Consider the following 19,302-nt stretch of genomic DNA (forward strand, 5'->3'; position numbering starts at 1 on the left):
ACTCCAGACCTTCCCGACCCCCCTCAAGGACGTGACACCATGCCCGAACCCACCACCCCGCGCCCCGAGTTCACCGCCGACCCCACCTCACCGGCCCCGCCGCAGCCCCGGGACGTCCTCGCGTTCGCCACGTCGGTGGCGGCGAGCGACACCAGCACCAGCGTTGTCGTAGACCCCACGGGTGAACCTCAGATCACGCTGGGCGCACGAAAGCTCTCCGAGCTGCACGACATCGTGTACGCGACCCCGCAGGACGCCGACGGCAACCCGGTCCCGCTACGGATGGATCTGCTGGTTCCCGACACGGACGAACCCGCGCCGCTCGTGCTCTACGTCCCCGGCGGCGGGTTCATGATCTCCAGGAAGGAACTGGCCCCGGAGACCAGGGCCTATGTCGCGGAGGCGGGATTCGCGGTCGCCAGCATCGAGTACCGCACCATCCCCCAGGGCACCACTTTCCGCGAGGCCGTCGCCGATGTGCAGAACGCGCTGCGCCACCTGCGCGCCCATGCCGAGGAGTACGGCATCGACACGGGGCGCGTCGCGCTGTGGGGCGAGTCGGCCGGGGGCTATCTGGTCGCGATGGCGGGAGTGCTCGGCGGGCGGTCGCTGCTCGATCCCGCGACGACGGACCCCGACGCCGCCGTCCAGGCCGTAGTGGACAACTTCGGTGCCTCGGATCTGACCAGGATCGCGGCCGACTTCGACCCGGCGACCCAGGCGTCGTTCGAAGGGGCGGACAACATCGCCGCCATGTTCGTCAACGGCCGTACCAGCGGCGCCTCTTTGGCCGACGCCCCGCAGGCCGCCGCCGAGGCGAACCCGATCAGCCACCTCGACTCCGCGCCCGCGCTGCCCGCCTTCCTGCTCCTGCACGGCACCGCCGACCCGATCGTCTCGCCCAGCCAGACCCTGATCCTGCACGAGGCCCTGCGCGCGCACGGCGCCGACTCGACCCGCGTCGTCCTCCTCGGCGCCGGCCACGGCGACATGGCCGTCCTCGACGACGAGGAGGTCGGGCTGCCCTGGTCGACCCGCCGCACGATGGACCTGATCACGGACTTCCTGCGCCGGACCCTGCACGGCTGAGGGCGTGCGCCGGGACCCGGACATACCGCGGGCCCCGGGGATGACACAACATCCCTGGGGCCCGCCGTCACGACCGGAAACGGGTCGGGTTCAGCTCTCGACGACGCCGGACGCGGCGATCTCGATCTTGGCCTTCGTGGAGCCCGACTGCGAGCCCAGGGACTCGATCTTGTCGATGATCTCCGTGCCCTCGACGGCCTCGCCGAAGACGACGTGCTTGCCGTCGAGCCACGAGGTGACGACGGTGGTGACGAAGAACTGCGAGCCGTTGGTGTTGCGGCCGGCGTTCGCCATCGACAGCAGGTACGGGCGGTCGTGCTTCAGGTCGAAGTTCTCGTCCGCGAACTTCTCGCCGTAGATGCTCTTGCCACCGGTGCCGTTGTGGTTGGTGAAGTCACCGCCCTGCAGCATGAACTGCGGGATGACGCGGTGGAAGCCGGAACCGGCGTAGCCGAAACCGTTCTGCCCGGTGGCCAGCTCGCGGAAGTTCCGGGCGGTCTTCGGGACGACCTCGTCGAAGAGGTTGAAGACGATGCGGCCTGCGGGGGCACCGTCGATGGTGATGTCGAAGTAGACGTTGCTCATGGTCAATTCTGTCACTTTCGGTGTGTTGCACCCTCTGCCCGGCGTGGCCGTGTGCCGTACGCCAGGCCGTTACGTCAAAGGGCTCTGATCGGAGTCCAGTCCGTCGAACTCTATCCACAGAGCAGAGCTCTTGTGTCGGCGCCGGCCTCCGGCGGCGGGGTGCCGGGCGGCGCCTTCCGGCTCTGCCGGGCGGGAACGCGCGTGATAGCGTCTGTATACAAACTGTATGCGATGTCTGGGGGTTGCCGTGGCGTCCGGTCGGGAGAAGGCCTACGCGTATCTCAAGGACACCGTGCTGACGGACCCCGAGATGCAGGGGGCGTTCCTGTCGGAGCAGGAGCTCGCCGATCGTATCGGTGTCTCCCGCACTCCCATCCGCGAGGCGCTGCTGATGCTCGCCGCGGAGGATCTGGTCGAGCTCGTGCCCAAGCGCGGCGCCCGGGTCGCCCCCCTGACGGGGCGCGAGGTCCGGGAGCTGATGGAGCTGCGCGGCCTGGTCGAGCGGTACGCGGCCGAACGGCTCGTCGCGGCCGAGCGGGTGCCCCTGGAGGAGCTGCGCTCCCTGCTGGAACGGCAGCGCGCGCTCACCGGCGCCGAGGAGGCCCACGAGTTCATCGCCGTGGACCACCGGTTCCACGCGTCCCTCGTGTCGGCCGTGGGAAACACCCTTCTGGACCGGCACTACGACGGTCTGCGCAGCCGCCAGGTCCGCGCCGGAGTGGTCGCCGTCTTCAACCAGCAGGGCCGGCAGAAGGCCGTGCTCGACGAGCACGAGGCCATCGTGGACGCCCTCGCCGCCGGTGACGCGCAGGCGGCGTGCGCGGCCATCGACCACCACCTGCAGTCGACCCTCAAGGTGCTTCTCGACGGCTGAAGCCACCCCTCGGCGGTCAGGGGTAGGTGATCACGAGCATCGTCACGCCGTCCGCCGAGGTCCACGGCCCGTGCGGCATGCCAGGGGGACGGCAGGCGTACATGCCCGCCGTGAAGGTGCGGTCCAGCGTCAGATCGTGCATCGCTCCCTCGACGAGATACACCTCCTCCCAAACGTCGTGCCGGGCCACGCCCGCGACCGAGGAGTCCGTGCCCGGCGCCCACCGGACGAGCGCGGTGCGTCTGCCGCGCTCGGGGTCCTCGGCCAGCACGCACTCCTCGACACCGGGTCCCGCGCCGACCCAGGGCCCGTCGGGGCGGTGGAACTCCAGCTCGGGTCCGCTCATCGCCACATCTCCGGCCGCCGGTTCGCCAGTACGGACGTCTTCTCGCGGACCGCGCCGACCTCCTCGACGTCCAGGTCGGTCACCAGCAGCTCCGGCTCGGCGCCGAGAGAGGCCCGTACGGTCCCGTCCGGGCCGACCAGCAGGCTGTGCCCGATGCCGGTCGGCGCGGGGCCCGGAGGGGTGCCGGGGTCGGCCTGGCCGACGGCGGCGACCCACACGGTGGCGTCCAGCGCCCGCGCCCGCACCAGCAGCTCCCACTGGTCGAGCTTGCCGGGCCCGGCACCCCAGGAGGCCGCCAGCAGCGTCCCCACCGCCCCGGCGTCGGCATGCGCCCGAAACAGCTCGGGGAACCGGACGTCGTAGCAGGTGGCCAGGCCCAGCCGGACACCGTCCACGTCGATCACGGCGGGGCGCGAACCCGGGGCCACGCTCTCGGACTCGCGGAAGCCGAAGGCATCGTAGAGATGGATCTTGTCGTACGACTCCTCGACGCCGGGGCCGGTCGCCAGCAGGGTGTTGGTCACCCGGCCCTCGTCGGCCGGGGTGAACATGCCGGCGACGACGATCGTGCCGGTCGACCGGGCGATCTCGCGGATCCCGTCGGCCCAGGGTCCGTCGAGGGGCTGGGCGAGCGGGGTCAGCGGTGTGCCGAAGCAGGCCATCGACGCCTCGGGGAAGACGACGACGCGGGCTCCGGCGTCGGCGGCGCGGCGCGTCCACTCCTCGACGAGGCGAAGGTTCTTGTCGGGGTCGGGGCCGGTGGTGAGTTGGCTGAGGGCGATCCGCATGGGGCGGTGACTCCTTGTCCGGGGTGGGGTGGTGTGGGTGTTGTCAGTGGGACAGGGGAGCGTCCGCCGTGGCCGGGGTCTTCGGTGCGGCGAGTTGTGTGTCCTCGTCCACGGCGGCCTTGGGGTTGCGGCCCAGCGTGACGCCCACCAGGGAGATCGCGGAGGCGAGGGCGATGTACAGGGCCAGCGGTACCCAGCTGTCGTAGGCGCTCAGCAGGGTGGTGAAGAGGAGCGGGGCGATGGCGCCGCCGATGAGCCCGGCCAGGGTGTAGGCCAGCGAGGAGCCGGTGTAGCGCAGCCGGGGCGAGAACTGTTCGGCGATGAAGGCGGCCTGCGGGCCGTAGAGACAGCAGTGGATCACCAGGGCGACGAGGACTCCGGCGGCGAGCGGCAGCCAGGAGCCGCCTGCGGTCATCGGGAAGAACACGAACGGCCACACCGCGGCGGCGATCGCCGAAATGCCGTACAGCAGGCGGCGGTTGACGTGGTCGGAGAGGGCGCCTGCCAAGGGCATCAGGAAGACCTGGACCGAGGAACCGATGAGGACGGCGGCGAGGGCGGAGCCGCGGGACATGTCGAGTTCCTGGGTGGCGTACGTCAGCACGAAGACGGTGAACATCGCGTACAGGACGTCGGGGCCGACGCGGCACAGGATCGCGGCGGTGAGGGCGCGGGGCTGGGTGGTGAAGACCTCGCGGATCGGCGTCTGGGGGCGGGACTGTTCGGCCTCCATCGCCTTGAAGACCGGGGTCTCCTCCAGCTTGGCCCGGATCCACAGCCCGAAGCCGACCAGTACGCCGGACAGCAGGAACGCCACCCGCCAGCCCCACGACTCGAACTGCGCCTCGGTCAGTAGCGCGCCGAGGGCGGCCAGCACACCGTTGGCGAGCAGGTTGCCGGCGGGCGGGCCCACCTGGGCGGCGGAGGCGTAGAAGCCCCGGCGGCGGGAGTCGCCGAACTCGCTGGACAGCAGTACGGCGCCGCCCCACTCGCCGCCCACGCCGACGCCCTGGGCGAAGCGCAGCACGACCAGTGCGATCGGAGCGGCCACGCCGATCGTGCCGTAGGCGGGCAGCAGGCCGATCAGGAAAGTGGCCACGCCGATCAGGACGAGGGTGGCGATCAGCACCTTCTTGCGGCCGATCACATCGCCGAGCCGGCCGAAGACGAAGCCGCCGAGGGGGCGGGAGAGGTAGCCGACCGCGTAGGTGGAGAACGCGAGGAGGGTGCCTGTGAGCGGGTCCTCGGAGGGGAAGAAGAGATCGCCGAAGACGAGGGCCGCGGCGGCGGAGTAGACGGCGAAGTCGTACCACTCCAGGGCCGTGCCGGTGAGGCTGGCGACGAAGGCGCGGCGGACGCCGGAGCGCTTCGCCGCGGTGCTGCTTCGCGCGGCGTCGGTGTCGCTCCGCGGGGCGACGGCGTCGCTCTTCGGGGTGTCGTGCATGGGGCCCATCCTTGCTCGGGGACATCGACCTTCCGGCATACTTCTTGTATACAGGTCGTATGCGCAAGCCCTGCGCCGGAAGTTAACCGTGGAGAAATCAGGTTCCGCGGGCCTGCTTCTCCGCTGCCCGATTCCCGTTCCCCGATCCCTGGAGTGCCCTCATGTCCGTGCTGACCTTCGAACTGCCCGACGGATCGACGCGCGAGGTCGACGTCGTCCAGGTCCTCAACGCCGGGTACGCCGGGCGCAGCCAGGACGACGTCGCCGCGCATGTCGCGGAACTCGCCGAGCTGGGTGTGCCGGGCCCGTCCGTGACGCCCGCGCTCTATCCCGTGTCCCCGTATCTCGCCCAGCAGACCGAGCGCGTCGCGGTCCAGCACGGGCGCACTTCCGGCGAGGCGGAGTGGGCGCTGGTCGTCGCGGAGGGCGGGGAGCTGCTGCTGACCGCCGCCTGCGATCACACCGACCGTGAGCTGGAGGTGCACGGGGTGGCGTGGAGCAAGAACGCCGGCCCCGACGTCCTCGCCCGCCGCGCCTGGCGGCTGGCCGATGTGGAGTCCCGCCTCGACGAGATCACCTTGCGTGCGTGGGTCGGTCACGCCGGCGCGGAGACCGAGATCCAGACCGGCACGCTGGCCGAACTCCTCACCCCGGGCTACTGGGTCGACGTCCTGCGCTCCCGAGGCGATCTGATCCCCGGGACGGTCCTGATCTCCGGCACCATCCCCATGGCCCCCGGAGTCGACCAGTTCGCCGACAGCTGGCGCGTCGAGCTGGCCGATCCGGCGGGCGGGGACGTCATCGGGCTCGCCTACGACGTCCGGCCGATGCCGGAGCCCATTGGCTGACGAGGCGAGGGAGTTACTAGGGCGGGGCGAGGGAGTCGCCAGGGGAAGTCAGGGGAAGTACAGCGCCGCTTTCTCCAGGACGTGTCCCGTGAACATCCCGCCGTACATGCTCCTGCCCCGGTACATCGTGACGCGGGTGACTCCCGATCCCGTCGTCTCCACCGTGACGGGCCGCCCTATCAGGGACGTTCCGAGGACCCGGGCGTCCTTGGCGGCCCAAGTCCGCGCGGCCGGCTGGGCGTTGCCGGTGACCAGGGCGGGCAGGATCAGCGCGGCGTTGCGGGCGCCGGCCAGTCCGCCCCGCAGGTTCTTCGCGTAGTCCAGGGCCCACCCGGTGAACTCGGTCAGCAGGGCCTGGTCGACCTCGGGCACCGTGGCGGCGAGGACGAACAGTTCCGCCTTGGTGCCGAACCACCGTGCCTTCCGGTCCGATCTGCTGCCTATCGTCACCGGGCGGTCGTGCCAGGTGGTTCCGGTCACCACCGACCCGTCGGCGGCGAGCCGTTCGCGGAGTCCGGCCAGGTAGGAGTCGGCCGCGCCGGTCGTCGGCGCCGGGTCGTTCTGATGTTGAGTCATACGGGGATCTTCTGTCACATCAAGGCCGGGGCACCTGTGATTCCCCGATTTCGGTCGCCGGATAGGCGTCCCTCGTACCCGCATCGAGGAAGTGGCCCGCTTGACGGACTGGGGCCTGGAAGAGGCCCGGATTCCTCGGGGGAGGGGTACGACACCGGGCGGTTCTTGATCCGCCGGTGACCAGTGCTACGCCGAGGCGGGCGGGTTGGGGGAGCGGAGCACGAGCAGGGTGATCTCGCTGGGGGCGAAGACGCGGAACGGCGGGCCCCAGAAACCGGTGCCGCGGCTGGTGTAGAGGAGGGTGCGGGTGCCGTGCCGGCTCAGGCCGGCGAGGGCGGGCTGGTCGAGGCGGACCAGGTGGTGGAAGGGCCAGATCTGGCCGCCGTGGGTGTGGCCGGAGAGCTGGAGGTCGATGCCGGCGGCTGCCGCCCGGTCGATGAACTTGGGCTGGTGCGCCAGGAGCAGGACAGGCAGGTCCGGGTCGGCGCCGTTCAGAGCTCCGGCGAGGTGGGCGCGGTGGCCCGGCAGGCCGGAGGACTCCGCGGTGACGTCGTCCACGCCGGCGACCACGAGGGTGTCGCCGCCGCGTTCGAGCAGCACGTGGCGGTTGCGCAGCGGCTCCCAGCCCAACTCGTCCATCAGGTCGACCCAGCCCTGGGCCTCGCTGTAGTACTCGTGGTTGCCGGTGACGTAGACCCGGGCCTGGGTGGCCCGCACGGTGCCGAGCGGGAGGGCCTGGGCGCGGCGGCGTTCGGCCGTGCCGTCCGCGATGTCGCCGGTGTGGCAGACCAGGTCGGCTTCCAGAGTGTTCACCGTGTCGCACACCCGCGCCGACCAGCGGGCGCGGTCGAGCGGGCCGTAGTGGGTGTCGGTGATGAGGGCGACCCGGGTGCCGTCCAACCCGGCGCCCAGCCGCGGGAGTTGTACGTCGAGGCGGCGCACGCGCGGTACGCGGCGGGCTTCGGCGTAGCCCCAGGAGAGGAGTACGGCGGTGGTGGCGAGGATCGTCCAGGTGACGATGCGGGCCCGGTCCTGGCCGTCGCCGACGCCGGCCAGGGTCAGGGCGAGCCGCAGCAGGACGCCGAGCAGGAGGGACCAGGTGAACAGCACCCAGCTGGCGCCCAGCAGCGTGTCACCGATGATCGCCGCCCAGTCCTGCTGACGCCGGCCGTGGCCACGACCCATCGCGAGTGGCATGGCGACGAGGCCGAGGACGAACAGGGCGGTGCCGGCCAGGGTGACGGGCAGCGGCCAGTGCTGGCCGGTGTACAGGAGCACCCCGCAGGGCACGGCCCACAGCAGGACGGGCGCGATCAGGGGGAGGTAGCGCATCAGGCGGTTCAGTCGGCTCCGCCGCGGAGCCTGCACTTCACCGTCGGCGGGCCGGGTGTCGCTGGCGTCGGTCACGCTTCCCCTCTCTCACCAGGCTGCGGTCTCGCGCACTGTATCCGGTCGCCCTCGGCTGTCCGGACGGGCGTTCACGGGCGCGGCCCCGTGGAGCGAGGGGTTCGCTGCGGGACCGCAAACACAGCGGGTCAGGGCTGCCGGCCGTCGCGCGTGTGAAAGGTGAGGTTGGTGAAGGTGTGACCCTGGATCACCGGACCGTGTTGTGTGCCGCCGGTGATGCTGTTGTGCACCGTGCCGGACGGGGCGGCGGGGGCGAACTCGTCGACGAGGCGCCGGAGTTCCACGGCGGTGTCGCGGTCCTGCTCAAGCAGCCGGCGGAGCCTGAGCCGTACCGTCGCCGTCAGATCGGAGGTGAGATCTTCCTGATCGGACCTACCGGTGGCCGCGATCAACGCGGCGCGGGTTTCCTCCAGTTCCCCGGCCACGGCGTCGGCATCGCCGCCGCGCGAGAAGAGCCGAACCACGCGCTGCTTCGTCTGCGCCCAGAGGTCGGTGACCATGAGACCGACAAGCGTCGTGGTTCCCGTCCCGACCAGTGTCACCAGTTCCGCGTCCAATGACCTTCCTCGATTCCTCTGCACCGCGACGGTGTGTTCAGGCGAACAACGGTGTGTTCAGACGTACACGGTAAGCCGCAACTCGTCCAGAACGACCTGAAGAGCGGGCCGTCGTCCACGACGCCTGCTTCGCGCCGGGGCTGCCGCTGCACGAGTTCGACCTGTGATCCGGTGCCGTCGCTGAGATCAACAGCACTGTGGCCGACGGGGGTTGAGTCCTGTCGGCCACGCATCGGGTGCGCCGGACTCCCGGCGGTGCCCTGCTTCCGTACCGCGTGCCGGCCGTGCGGAACGTCCGCCTAGAGCGGGGTCGCCGCGTGCAGGAGCAGCAGCAGGGTCACGGCCGAGTTCGCGGAGAGCGTGGCGGACAGGGCGGCGCCCGCCGCCGCGCTCCAGAGCGCCAAGCTCACGGTGGTGAAGAGCGGTGGCCAGGTGCGTGCCGGGGGTGGCGGGGCCAGTAGGGCGGCGACCCGGCGGGGGAGGGGGCCCGGCGCGGCGAGGGCCGCGAGTGTCGGTGTCGGCGTGGCGCGGGAGACGAGGGCGGCCTTGCCGATCGCGCGGGCGACGGCTTTGCGGCTGCCGACGGACCGGGCGGCCTCTTCGTCCGCCCAGCGCTCCGTGACGTAGGAGACGGCTGTCCGTAGCGGCAGCAGGAACGGGTTGGCGCGGGCGGCCAGTTGGGCGATCAGCAGGTGGCGGTGGTGCCGGGCGGTGAGGTGGGCCCGCTCGTGGGCGAACAGGGCTCGGCGTTCACGGGAGTTGAGGCAGGCGAGCAGGGCGGTGGTCACCACGATGCGGTCGCGTGGGCCGGCGGGGAGGGCGTAGGCGTACGGCTCGTCGTCGGGGAGGATCGCGACCGAGGTGGCACGTAGGCCGGCGAGTGCCGCGTGGGCCTGTCGCCGAACTCGGCAGTGGCGCCAGAGAGTTCGGCCGCAGCCCATGACCACGGCGAGCAGGACGGGAATCGCGGCCCTCCCCACGATCTCGTCGTGGGGCACGCTCTCGCGTACCTCGGGGTCGGACCAGCCGTCCGGCAGCGGGTTACCGGGCAGTTGGGCGGTGCCGACCACCATCAGCAGGCCCAGGCACAGCGTGCTGCACAGGGCCATGACGGCGGCCATGGCACTCAACAGGCCCGTGGCGGTGCGGGGATGAAGGTGCTGGGTGGCCAGGTGGGCGATCGGCCAGGCCGTCAACGGCAGGACGAGCGGCAGGAAGACGAAGACGCCCACGGGACGTCAGCCCGCCGACTCGTCGGTGGCCTGGTCGAGCAGGTCGCGCAGCAACTGCTCGTCGTCCTCCGGAAGGGCGGTGATGAAACTGGCCAGCACCGCCCGGCGGTCCTGCTCGCGGTCCAGCACCTTGCGCATCTTCAGCGCGGCGAGTCCCGCCTCGTCCGCGGCCGGCGACCACACGAACGAGCGGCCCTCGCGCACCCGGGTCACGGCCTGCTTCTCCAGCAGCCGGCTCAGCACGGTCATCACCGTCGTGTACGCGAGCTCGGCGTCCAGGCGCTCCTGCACCCAGGCCGCGGTCACCGGTGCGTCGGCCGTGTGCAGGACGGTGAGCACCTGGGTCTCCAACTCGCCCTGCGCCCGGCGCTGAGGGCGCGGATCCGGTCTCGCCACGGTCCGTCTCCCTCCGGTCTGACGCTACTGCCGCTGCGGGGTCGTGATCGTCCCATCGTATCGACGCGTTGCCATACGGCCGCGCCGTCCCCGTCGATTATTTCTACAGTGTTGTAGATTTCAGTTCGGGTCCGGGCCGCGGACCCGAACCGTCGGCATGCGTGGAGGGACGAATCATGGGTGTTTCCCTGTCCAAGGGTGGCAACGTTTCGCTGAGCAAGGAGGCGCCGGGGCTTACGGCGGTGCTGGTCGGCCTGGGCTGGGACGTGCGCACCACGACCGGCACCGACTTCGACCTGGACGCCTCGGCACTGCTGCTCGACGCCTCGGGCAAGGTCATCTCCGACCAGCACTTCGTCTTCTACAACAACCTCAAGAGCCCCGAGGGTTCGGTCGAGCACACCGGCGACAACACCACCGGTGAGGGCGAGGGTGACGACGAGTCCATCAAGGTGGACCTCGCCGCCGTACCTGCCGCGGTCGACAAGATCGTCTTCCCGGTCTCGATCCACGACGGAGAGAACCGCCGGCAGTCCTTCGGCCAGGTCCGCAACGCCTTCATCCGCGTCGTCAACCAGGCCGGCGGCGCCGAACTCGCCCGCTACGACCTGTCGGAGGACGCGTCGACCGAGACCGCGATGGTCTTCGGCGAGCTGTACCGCAACGGTGCGGAGTGGAAGTTCCGTGCCGTCGGACAGGGATACGCCTCCGGGTTGGCGGGGATCGCCACCGACTTCGGCGTCGGTGTCTGAGAACCAGTAGGAGGAGAGGTCACGTATGTCGGTCAACCTGGGCAAGGGCCAGCAGATCAGCCTGAGCAAGTCCGATGGCAGCATGTTGAGTTCGGTACGTATGGGGCTCGGCTGGCAGGCCGCACCACGCAAGGGCTTCCTGGCCAAGCTGGCCGGCCCGCGCGAGATCGACCTGGACGCCTCGGCGCTGCTCTTCGCCGGCCGTGAGCCGGTCGAGGTCGTCTTCTTCCAGCATCTGACGAGCGACGACGGATCCGTCCGCCACACCGGGGACAACCTGGTCGGCGGTGCCGGTGCCGGTGGTGACGACGAGTCGATCCTGGTGGACCTCGGTCGCGTCCCCGCCCGCATCGACCAGATCGTCTTCACGGTCAACTCGTTCACCGGGCAGACCTTCGCCGAGGTGCAGAACGCCTTCTGCCGTCTGATCGACGAGACCACCGGGCAGGAACTGGCCCGCTACACGCTCAGCGGCGGTGGCACGTACACGGCGCAGATCATGGCGAAGCTGTACCGCGACGGCGGCGGCTGGCAGTTGAAGGCGATCGGCGAGCCCGCGGCCGGCCGGACGTTCCAGGATCTGTTGCCCGCCGTCGCCGCCCACCTGTGACGGTGGCGCCGGACCGCGGGGTCAGTCCCGGGAGTTGCCGAACACCGGGCGGTCGAGGAACCGGGCGGAGATCCAGCCGCCCACGAAGGCGCCCGCGACGCCGATGATGCCCACGCCTCTCGCTCCCGAGGCGTCGGATCATGTGTTTAGGGTGGGCGGCATGCGATGGGGGATGCAGCCGCGCTGGGCGCGGTGGGTGGCGGCGGTGTACGTCATCGGCTTCGTGGAAGGGAGTGGGGCGCACGCCTACGACGTGATCAGGGGCGGGCTGCACGCGTATCGCTACTGGCCCCTGCCGAGCCAACTGCTCTTTCACTCCCTGGTCGTGCTCGACCTGCTCGCCGCCGTGGGGGTCGCCCTGGCGCACCCGGTGGCCCCGCCCCTCGGCGCAACCATCATGACGGCGGATCTGACCGCGAACTGGTGGGACAACTGGGACGACGTCCTGTGCCACCCGCTCGGCTACCTCCAGCCGGTCGGACTGTCGGCGATCACGTTCTTCGGACTCTTCGTCCTTGCGACGGCGGCTCCACTGCATCGGTCCTTCCGCCGGCCGCTCCATCCCGTGGGCGCCCGGACGGACGCGGCCGGAGACCTAGACTGAAGCCGCGCGGGTACGGCGCGTGACGATCGGGGCGGGACGGGAGAGGGCTGTGGCAGCGGGCATCGGTGGCTTCGAGGATCCGTCCGCCGAGGTGCTGGCGGAGGCGGCAGCCTCCTTCGGGCTGCTGGCATCGGCCGCGCGGCTGCACCTCATGTGGGCGCTGGCACAGGGCGAGAGCGATGTCACCCACCTCGCGGACCGGGTGGGCGGTGCCCTGCCCGCGGTCAGCCAGCACCTGGCGAAGCTGAAGCTCGCCGGCCTCGTACGTTCTCGCAGGGAGGGCCGGCGCCAGATCTACTTCGTCGACAACCCCGACGTGGTGACCGTGGTCCGGGTGATGGTCGGCCAGTTGGCCGCGCGTGCCGAGGGGGCGTACGCACCCGTGCGCACCCTGCGCGGGACCGGTGGCTGACACCACCGCGGCCTCGGAACCGGACGCCGGACCAATCGCTCCCGAGCCCGTGCTCAGCGACGCCGGTCCGGAACCGGGCGTACCGACCGTGCTGCAGACACTGCGGCGACTGGACAGCGGACCGCGCGGTCTGACGGAGACGGAGGCCGAGGAGCGCCAGGCCCGCTTCGGGACGAACACCCTGCCGGGCCACCGGGGCGCCTCCTGGGCGCGGGTGCTGCTGCGCAGTCTCCGCGATCCGTTCACTGCCGTTCTGCTGTGTCTTGGGCTGGTGTCGGCGGCCGTCGCCTCCTGGGGCACCGCCTGCGTGATCCTGCTGCTCGTAGCGGTGAGCTGTGTGCTGCGCGCCTCGGGGGAGTGCCGGGCCGACCGGTCCATGGCCGCGCTGCGCGACCTGGTCGCCACCACGGCCACCGTCCTGCGTCGCGCGGACGAGGCCGCGCCGCCGGACGCCCGGGAGATTCCCGTGGACGAGCTGGTGCCCGGCGACGTGATCCGTCTCGGCCCGGGCGATCTCGTTCCGGCCGACGTACGGCTGCTGCGTACGCAGGGCCTGACGGTGCAACAGGCCGTGCTCACGGGCGAGTCGGCGCCGGTCGCGAAGGACGCTGCCGATGCGGCGGCCGCCGACGGAGACTTCGACCGGCCCCAACTCTGCTTCCAGGGCAGCAGTGTTGCTTCCGGCAGCGCCACCGCCGTCATCGTGGCCACAGGTGCGCGGACACGGTTTGCCGCAGTCCACGGCGGTGGGGGCGACCGGCGCGAGGCGAGCGCCTTCGACCGCTCGGTGCACGGCATCTCCTGGATCCTCATCCGGTTCATGCTGCTGACCCCGCCGCTGGTCCTCATGGCCAACGCGGCCCTGCGCGACCGGGGCCTGGAGACGCTGCCGTTCGCCGTCGCGGTGGCCGTCGGGCTGACCCCGGAGATGCTGCCGGTCATCGTCACCACCTGCCTGGCACGCGGCGCCTCGCTGCTGGCCCGCACCCACGGGGTGATCGTCAAGCGGCTGCCCGCGCTGCACGACCTCGGCGCGGTCGACGTGCTGTGTCTGGACAAGACGGGCACCCTCACCCAGGATCGGCCGGTCCTCCACCGTGCCCTCGGCCCGGACGGACAGGACGATCCCGAGGCACTCCGCTGGGCCGCGGTGAACGCCTGGTGGACCCTTCAACTCGCCGACCTGCCCACACCGGACGCCCTCGACGAAGCGATCCTGGACGCCGTCGACGAGGACGACCTCATGGCCTACGACGGGCTGGCCGCCCTCCCCTTCGATCCGGTACGGCGCCTCGCCACCGCCGTCGTCCGCACACCGGGCCGGCTCGGCGCGCACACGCTGGTCGTCAAGGGAGCCGCCGAGGCCGTACTGGAACGCTGCGCGCCGGCGCGGGCGGAACGCGAACGGCTGCTCACCCTCGCCGCCGAGCTGGCGGACGACGGCCTGCGGGTGCTGGCGGTCGCCGTCGCGGAACGTCCCGCCCGCACCCGTGATTACACCCCGGCCGACGAACGCGGCCTGTCCTTCCGGGGTTTCGTCACCTTCAAGGACGCCCTCGTCCCCACCGCCGCCGACGCGTTGAAGGTCCTCGCCGACCGGGGCGTCACCGTCAAAATCCTCACCGGCGACCACCCCGGCACAGCCGCCCGGGTCTGCCGCGACCTGGGGATCGCCGCGCCCTCCGACAGCGTCCTGACCGCCGACCGCGTCGACCGTCTCGACGACACCGAACTCGCCGCGGTAGCCGCTCGCACCACCGTCTTCGCCCGCTGCGCCCCCGAGCACAAGGCCCGTATCGCCGCCGCCCTGCGCGCGAGCGGCCACACCGTCGGCTACCTCGGCGACGGCGTCAACGACCTGCCCGCCCTGCGCACCGCCGACGTCGGCATCGCCCCGCGCGAGGCCGTGGCCGTCGCCCGGGAGAGCGCCGACGTGGTCCTCGCCGAGAAGGACCTCACCGCGATCGGCCACAGCATCGCGGCGGGACGGTACGCGGGCGGCAACATCACCACGTATCTGCGCATCACGCTCTCCTCGAACCTCGGCAACGTCATCGCGATGCTCGCCGCCGGCCTCCTCCTGCCCTTCCTGCCTATGCTCCCGGCCCAGGTGCTCGCGCAGAACCTGTGCTTCGACGCCGCCCAGCTCGCCTTCGCCTACGACCGGCCGCATCCGTCGGTGCTGCGCCGGCCGACCGTGCTGCGCCCCCGCGACCTGCTGCGCTTCATCACCGGCTTCGGTGTCCTCAACGCCGTCGCCGACCTGGCCACCTTCGGCGTGCTCGCCCTCGCCCTGCACGGACCCGACGGCCTGGACGACGCGGCGGTGTTCCACTCCGGCTGGTTCACCGAGAACCTGATCACCCAGGCCCTGGTGATGACGCTGCTGCGCTCCGGACGGCACGCTGCCGAGGGCCGCACACCGGGGCCGATCGGCTGGGCGGCGGCCACGCTGACCGCCGTAGGACTGGTGCTACCGGTCTCCCCACTCGGCTCGCTGCTCGGCCTCACACCGTTGCCGACCCTCTACTACCTGCTGCTGGCCGCGGTTCTCGTCCTCTATACCGCCGGGTTGATGGCGGTCAGGGCGCGGGACGAACGGCGCCTGACCGATCACCGGTGAGAGTCGTGAACCCGATCGCTGCGGCCGGGCGTTCGATGCTTCACACAGCCCTTGGTCCACCTCCTGTAGAAGGGTTTCTCGGTACTTTTCGGGTCCTGGACGTGCACGCCGTCCTGAGAGAAGGCGGGAGATGGCCGAACCCCGGACACGGCGGCGGTGGCTCGCGCCGGCGGTCTTCGCGGTCGTCGTCCCAGGTCTGCACTTGGGCCCAACAGGCGCACGCCAGTGCCCAGTTGGTGATGGCGATCCTCTGCAACGAGGCATACAAGCCGCATGACGCGGCCTTCGAGCGGGCCTGGCAGAAGTACAAGCCGGACGCGGCCTTCGGCATCGCGAACATGCATCGCGCGACCTTCGACGAGGTCAAGAAGAGCCGGGACTTCGCCGGTCGGCGTTGGGACGAACTGCCCGAAGACCGTGACCTCGCCATCGAGGCCGAAGCCTGGTATCTGCACGACCTGGCGGAACAGCTGCCCCCGACCTGGCACGGCTCCCTCAGCAAGGACGAACTGCTGGCACTCGGCTACAACACCGGCGCGAGCAACATGCTCGCCTTCGCGCGCGGTGCGACACCGGGCAGCCAGGCGCAGTCGTACCTGAACCGGCTGCACACCAACTGGGCCAAGGCGGGGAAAGCGGTCGGCGGGTGAGGCCCTCGTCCTTCTCGGACCGATGCCGGAATCATCCCTTCAGTCGTCCCGCTCCTTCCTGGTCAGAGCTGTCCTGCGCCGCCCATCTCCGCGGTGAACTCCACCGGGTCGCTGTCGGATCCCCGGACCATCGCGTGGAACTCCCACGCACCGGAGGAATCCCTGGTGAACTCCGCGACCGTCGTAGCGGTGGACCCGGCGACCTGAGCGAAGTCGTCCTCCAGCAGCTTCTGGTACCCCTCGACCACCAGCACCCCCGCGTTCGTTATGTCGCCGAAGGTCTTGGGGCCGGTGTTCTGATGGATCGCCACCCCTACGACCACCCGTACGAAGGAAGGCGCCAGGCGGTCGAGTTCCAGGACCATCACCTCCACGTAGCCGAAACCCAGCCCGGTCTCGCTGTGCCGGGGCATGTTGATGGTCCCGTCCGGCGAGCGACTGTCGTAGTGGACGACGTACACCGGCTGCCCGTAGGGGGCGTCCGCGGAGTAGGTGGTGGCGATGATGTCGAGATGGTGAGGCGGCCGGCTCCAGGGACTCGGGTCCCACTTGAGCCTCACTTCGGCCTTCCCGAGTCTCTTGCTGACGCTGCTCAGTGGCTGCTGCCTCTCTCGAATCGGCCCGCTGGGCGCGGACAGGGTTGTGCTTGATCCCGCGGGTTGATGCTCATCGCCACATGCCCGGAAGGGAGATGTACCCCAGGAGTCAGGCGACGGAACTGTTCATTCTGCGGCGGATCAAGGGGACGACTGATCTCACTCCATGGTTGAAAAGTTGCGCAAGGCAGCAATCATGGCTGACCGGCGGACCGGGCAAGTCCATACGCATCCTCAACCACCTCGGCCCGGCCGGTCTCCGAGAGTGCCGCTGCCGGCTGAATCGCGCGGCCCGAGGCCGTCAGGGGCTCGCCACATCGAAGCCGTAGCGGAGAGGCTCGCTCGTCACCCCGGGGTCGAGGCGGTAGAGATACAGGGCCTCCGTGCGCACACCGTCTTCCAGGCCGTCCGTGAGGCAGGGGTACGTCACCTGGACCACCCGAGGCCGGTCGATGACGCGTGTCCGCAACCCGTCCGCCGGACCTCCGTCCAGCACCGCGTTTTCCCAGTTCGTCGTGCCGCTGTTTTCCACACCGAAAGTTTAAAGGTTGCGCAACTGCTTGATCTTCGTGAAGTGGATCACGTGACGGCGAGGTGTCTCAGGTGGCATCGGGGTCGAAGACGGAGCGCGCGGACCCTTCGGGGTGGTGGGCCTTTTCGAGCGTCACTTGGGGTGCCGCCGCCTGTGGTTCCGTGTCGTGCGCGGCATCTCGTACGGCGTCGGCCACCTCCGCCAGGTCCTTCCTGGGATCCAGGGCGCTGCGGATCTCGTCCAGGCCCAGATCGAGGCCGATTCCGTCGCCGTCCAGGACGTGCTTGCGTACGAACGTCTTCGGGTGCAGGTCCTCGAACTCGAAGTCCTTGAAATCCGGGCCCAGTTCGGAGCGGATGTCCTCCTTGGCCCTGTCGGAGAACGCCCGTACCTTGCGGATGAACTCCGCCGCGTTCTGAATGATCTCCGGCAGTTTGTCCGGGCCGAAGAGGAGGACGACCAGGATCGCGAGGGTGACCAGTTCCGGCAGTCCTACGTCCGGGAACATCAGCCGCTCCTCGCTGTCCCTGCCGCCCGGTTCGCCTGTCGCCCGGGCCCGCCTCCATGACATTACTTCAACTATTGCGCAAGTGTTGGAACCGTCGTGGTCGGTTCCGCGTTGGAACCCAGTGACGTGCGGACGGCCCACAGTCGGGAGGAAAGAGCCGTGGGAGTTTCCCTGGGCAAGGGTGGCAACGTGTCGCTGAGCAAGGAGGTGCCGGGGCTGAGCGCTGTGCTGATCGGGCTGGGCTGGGACGTTCGCACCACGACCGGTGCGGACTACGACCTGGACGCTTCCGCACTGTTGCTGAACACGTCGGGCAAGGTCGTCTCCGACCAGCACTTCGTCTTCTACAACAACCTCCGCAGCCCGGACGGCTCGGTGGAGCACACCGGCGACAACCTCACCGGTGAGGGCGAGGGCGACGACGAGAGCATCAAGGTGAACCTCGCCGGCGTACCCGCCGAGATCGACAAGATCGTGTTCCCGGTGTCCATCCACGACGCGAACAGGCGCGGACAGAGTTTCGGGCAGGTCCGCAACGCCTTCATCCGGGTGGTGAACCAGGCGAACAACGGGGAGATCGCCCGCTACGACCTCTCCGAGGACGCCTCCTCGGAGACGGCGATGGTCTTCGGCGAGCTGTACCGGCACGGCGGCGAGTGGAAGTTCCGCGCGGTCGGCCAGGGGTACGCCTCCGGACTGGCAGGCATCGCGTCCGACTTCGGCGTCAACGTCTGACGCTGCGCCAAGTGCCGTCGTCGCACGGAGACGGTGTACAGCGTCTCACCGGCGCCTTCCCCGCGAGGTGGACCGAACACGCCCCTGGACCGGGCGCTCGCGGTCCACTCCGCTTCCGCGCCTGCGATGGAACCACGAACTCCTGAGCGTTCCGGCGGGATGCCGATGACCTGGCTCGCGCCGGGAGCGGCGGCGCGGTGCGCGGGTCAGCTGGCGGCGTGTTCGGGCTCCGGCTCGTGGACTGCGCTCGGTGCGGTCTGCGTGGCGCGCCGGCCGCGTGCGGTGACGACGATGCCGATCGCCGCCATGCCCAGGCACGCGCACACGATGACGGGGGACGACGCCTTGAGCATGGACAGTCCGGAGCCGGTCAGCAGCACCACGAGGGCCCAGCGCACTGCGGGTCCGGTGACGCGGGTGGAGGCGACGGCGCCCAGGACCACTCCGGGGATCGCGCCGATGAGCAGCGTGGCGGCCAGGCCGAGGTCGGCGTCCCCGATCAGCAGGTGTCCCAGTGCGGCGGCGGCCACCAGGGGGATGGCCTGGACGAGGTCCGTGCCCACGAGGTGGTTGGCCTTCAGCCGGGGGTGGGCCAGCATCAGCATGACGATGATGAGGGAACCCGAGCCGACCGAGGTCATGCCGACGATGACCCCGCCGACCAGGCCGACCAGCAGCGTCGCGACGGGCCGGACGGGCACGTGGGCGTCCTCGTCGGCGATGGTGCCGCGCCGGCGGTCCAGCCACAGACGTACGAGCATGCCCGCGACGGCGAGCAGCAGCGCCGTACCGATGACGTACTTGACCCGCTGTTGCAGCGCGTCCCCGTCCCCGAACAACTGGAGCAGGAAGACCCCGCCGAACGCGGCCGGGACGGCGGTGGGCAGCAGCCGGCGCACAATGTCCCAGCGCACGGTGCCGGCCCGCTGGTGCACGAGCGCGCCGAACGGCTTCATGAACACGGAGGCGGCCAGGTCGCTGCCGATCGCCGCGGTGGGGTTCACACCGAAGACCATCACCATGATCGGGGTCATCAGCGCCCCGCCGCCCATGCCGGTGAGTCCTACGGCGAACCCGACCAGGGCTCCGGCGACGACGATCGGGGCGGAGACATCCATGTCCACGACCGTAGACACCT

23 protein-coding genes and 1 pseudogene are annotated in these 19,302 nt (G+C 70.5%); 10 read left to right on the forward strand and 14 right to left on the reverse strand.

Annotation, left to right across the window (positions count from 1 at the left end; genetic code table 11):
* Positions 1–39: 39 nt before the first annotated feature.
* A complete protein-coding gene (locus SPR02S_RS56200) occupies positions 40–1,089 on the forward strand; it encodes an alpha/beta hydrolase (protein ID WP_019059582.1) in 1,050 nt (349 codons plus the stop codon).
* 90 nt (positions 1,090–1,179) lie between these two features.
* Here the strand turns inward: SPR02S_RS56200 and SPR02S_RS24170 are convergent, their stop codons facing one another.
* A complete protein-coding gene (locus SPR02S_RS24170; protein WP_019059583.1) occupies positions 1,180–1,674 on the reverse strand; it encodes a peptidylprolyl isomerase in 495 nt (164 codons plus the stop codon).
* Between the two features lie 247 nt (positions 1,675–1,921).
* Here SPR02S_RS24170 and SPR02S_RS24175 point away from each other — a divergent pair, with 247 nt between their 5' ends.
* Positions 1,922–2,548, forward strand: a complete 627-nt coding sequence (locus SPR02S_RS24175) for a GntR family transcriptional regulator (protein WP_019059584.1) — start codon at positions 1,922–1,924, stop codon at positions 2,546–2,548.
* Between the two features lie 16 nt (positions 2,549–2,564).
* Here SPR02S_RS24175 and SPR02S_RS24180 read toward each other — a convergent pair whose 3' ends face one another.
* The 3 genes from SPR02S_RS24180 to SPR02S_RS24190 are packed head-to-tail and all read right to left on the reverse strand — an operon-like array spanning position 2,565 to position 5,126.
* On the reverse strand, positions 2,565–2,894 hold the full coding sequence (locus SPR02S_RS24180) for a cupin domain-containing protein (RefSeq protein ID WP_019059585.1): 330 nt from the start codon (positions 2,892–2,894) through the stop codon (positions 2,565–2,567).
* Positions 2,891–3,682: a carbon-nitrogen hydrolase family protein gene (locus SPR02S_RS24185; RefSeq protein WP_019059586.1), complete on the reverse strand. Its 792-nt coding sequence runs from the start codon at positions 3,680–3,682 to the stop codon at positions 2,891–2,893. Before SPR02S_RS24185 ends, SPR02S_RS24180 begins: the two co-directional genes overlap by 4 nt.
* Positions 3,683–3,725: 43 nt before the next feature.
* Complete coding sequence (locus SPR02S_RS24190; RefSeq protein WP_019059587.1) at positions 3,726–5,126, reverse strand: MFS transporter; 1,401 nt, start codon at positions 5,124–5,126, stop codon at positions 3,726–3,728.
* 161 nt (positions 5,127–5,287) lie between these two features.
* Between SPR02S_RS24190 and SPR02S_RS24195 the strand changes: the two genes are divergently transcribed.
* On the forward strand, positions 5,288–5,974 hold the full coding sequence (locus tag SPR02S_RS24195; RefSeq protein ID WP_019059588.1) for a DUF2848 domain-containing protein: 687 nt from the start codon (positions 5,288–5,290) through the stop codon (positions 5,972–5,974).
* A 48-nt stretch (positions 5,975–6,022) separates the two neighbouring features.
* Here the strand turns inward: SPR02S_RS24195 and SPR02S_RS24200 are convergent, their stop codons facing one another.
* The 5 genes from SPR02S_RS24200 to SPR02S_RS24220 form a co-directional block, all read right to left on the reverse strand.
* Complete coding sequence (locus SPR02S_RS24200; RefSeq protein WP_019059589.1) at positions 6,023–6,550, reverse strand: hypothetical protein; 528 nt, start codon at positions 6,548–6,550, stop codon at positions 6,023–6,025.
* 186 nt (positions 6,551–6,736) lie between these two features.
* On the reverse strand, positions 6,737–7,957 hold the full coding sequence (locus tag SPR02S_RS24205) for a metallophosphoesterase (protein ID WP_019059590.1): 1,221 nt from the start codon (positions 7,955–7,957) through the stop codon (positions 6,737–6,739).
* A gap of 128 nt (positions 7,958–8,085) precedes the next feature.
* A complete protein-coding gene (locus SPR02S_RS24210) occupies positions 8,086–8,514 on the reverse strand; it encodes a hypothetical protein (protein ID WP_019059591.1) in 429 nt (142 codons plus the stop codon).
* Positions 8,515–8,813: 299 nt separating this feature from the next.
* The gene (locus SPR02S_RS24215; protein ID WP_019059592.1) at positions 8,814–9,746 is read right to left on the reverse strand and encodes a M56 family metallopeptidase; all 933 of its coding nucleotides are present in this window, start codon (positions 9,744–9,746) and stop codon (positions 8,814–8,816) included.
* A 6-nt stretch (positions 9,747–9,752) separates the two neighbouring features.
* Positions 9,753–10,142, reverse strand: coding sequence for a BlaI/MecI/CopY family transcriptional regulator (locus tag SPR02S_RS24220; RefSeq protein ID WP_019059593.1), 390 nt, complete (start codon positions 10,140–10,142; stop codon positions 9,753–9,755).
* Positions 10,143–10,318: 176 nt separating this feature from the next.
* Here SPR02S_RS24220 and SPR02S_RS24225 point away from each other — a divergent pair, with 176 nt between their 5' ends.
* Together SPR02S_RS24225 and SPR02S_RS24230 are read left to right on the forward strand one after the other, a co-directional pair.
* Positions 10,319–10,894, forward strand: a complete 576-nt coding sequence (locus tag SPR02S_RS24225; RefSeq protein WP_019059594.1) for a TerD family protein — start codon at positions 10,319–10,321, stop codon at positions 10,892–10,894.
* A gap of 25 nt (positions 10,895–10,919) precedes the next feature.
* Complete coding sequence (locus SPR02S_RS24230; protein ID WP_019059595.1) at positions 10,920–11,504, forward strand: TerD family protein; 585 nt, start codon at positions 10,920–10,922, stop codon at positions 11,502–11,504.
* Between the two features lie 42 nt (positions 11,505–11,546).
* Here the strand turns inward: SPR02S_RS24230 and SPR02S_RS66170 are convergent.
* Positions 11,547–11,615, reverse strand: a pseudogene (locus SPR02S_RS66170) (GlsB/YeaQ/YmgE family stress response membrane protein); the annotation flags it as partial.
* A 49-nt stretch (positions 11,616–11,664) separates the two neighbouring features.
* Here SPR02S_RS66170 and SPR02S_RS56205 point away from each other — a divergent pair.
* The 4 genes from SPR02S_RS56205 (at position 11,665) to SPR02S_RS56210 (ending at position 15,793) form a co-directional block, all read left to right on the forward strand.
* Positions 11,665–12,108, forward strand: coding sequence for a hypothetical protein (locus tag SPR02S_RS56205; RefSeq protein ID WP_052347040.1), 444 nt, complete (start codon positions 11,665–11,667; stop codon positions 12,106–12,108).
* A 49-nt stretch (positions 12,109–12,157) separates the two neighbouring features.
* Positions 12,158–12,520, forward strand: a complete 363-nt coding sequence (locus SPR02S_RS24245) for an ArsR/SmtB family transcription factor (protein ID WP_019059598.1) — start codon at positions 12,158–12,160, stop codon at positions 12,518–12,520.
* The gene (gene mgtA / locus SPR02S_RS24250) at positions 12,513–15,143 is read left to right on the forward strand and encodes a magnesium-translocating P-type ATPase (RefSeq protein WP_019059599.1); all 2,631 of its coding nucleotides are present in this window, start codon (positions 12,513–12,515) and stop codon (positions 15,141–15,143) included. Before SPR02S_RS24245 ends, mgtA begins: the two co-directional genes overlap by 8 nt.
* A gap of 239 nt (positions 15,144–15,382) precedes the next feature.
* The gene (locus SPR02S_RS56210; protein ID WP_019059600.1) at positions 15,383–15,793 is read left to right on the forward strand and encodes a hypothetical protein; all 411 of its coding nucleotides are present in this window, start codon (positions 15,383–15,385) and stop codon (positions 15,791–15,793) included.
* A 62-nt stretch (positions 15,794–15,855) separates the two neighbouring features.
* Here the strand turns inward: SPR02S_RS56210 and SPR02S_RS24260 are convergent, their stop codons facing one another.
* From SPR02S_RS24260 to SPR02S_RS24270, 3 genes are all read right to left on the reverse strand, one after another.
* A complete protein-coding gene (locus SPR02S_RS24260; protein ID WP_026150826.1) occupies positions 15,856–16,389 on the reverse strand; it encodes a TerD family protein in 534 nt (177 codons plus the stop codon).
* Positions 16,390–16,690: 301 nt separating this feature from the next.
* Positions 16,691–16,921 carry a hypothetical protein gene (locus tag SPR02S_RS24265; RefSeq protein WP_019059602.1) on the reverse strand — a complete coding sequence of 77 codons (231 nt, stop codon included), beginning with the start codon at positions 16,919–16,921 and terminating at the stop codon, positions 16,691–16,693.
* 67 nt (positions 16,922–16,988) lie between these two features.
* Positions 16,989–17,429: a sec-independent translocase gene (locus SPR02S_RS24270; RefSeq protein ID WP_019059603.1), complete on the reverse strand. Its 441-nt coding sequence runs from the start codon at positions 17,427–17,429 to the stop codon at positions 16,989–16,991.
* Between the two features lie 159 nt (positions 17,430–17,588).
* Between SPR02S_RS24270 and SPR02S_RS24275 the strand changes: the two genes are divergently transcribed.
* Positions 17,589–18,164: a TerD family protein gene (locus SPR02S_RS24275; protein WP_019059604.1), complete on the forward strand. Its 576-nt coding sequence runs from the start codon at positions 17,589–17,591 to the stop codon at positions 18,162–18,164.
* A gap of 206 nt (positions 18,165–18,370) precedes the next feature.
* Here the strand turns inward: SPR02S_RS24275 and SPR02S_RS24280 are convergent, their stop codons facing one another.
* Complete coding sequence (locus SPR02S_RS24280; protein ID WP_052347043.1) at positions 18,371–19,282, reverse strand: sulfite exporter TauE/SafE family protein; 912 nt, start codon at positions 19,280–19,282, stop codon at positions 18,371–18,373.
* Positions 19,283–19,302 lie beyond the last annotated feature (20 nt).

The organism is Streptomyces prunicolor NBRC 13075, from assembly GCF_000367365.1.
Taxonomy (GTDB): domain Bacteria; phylum Actinomycetota; class Actinomycetes; order Streptomycetales; family Streptomycetaceae; genus Streptomyces; species Streptomyces prunicolor.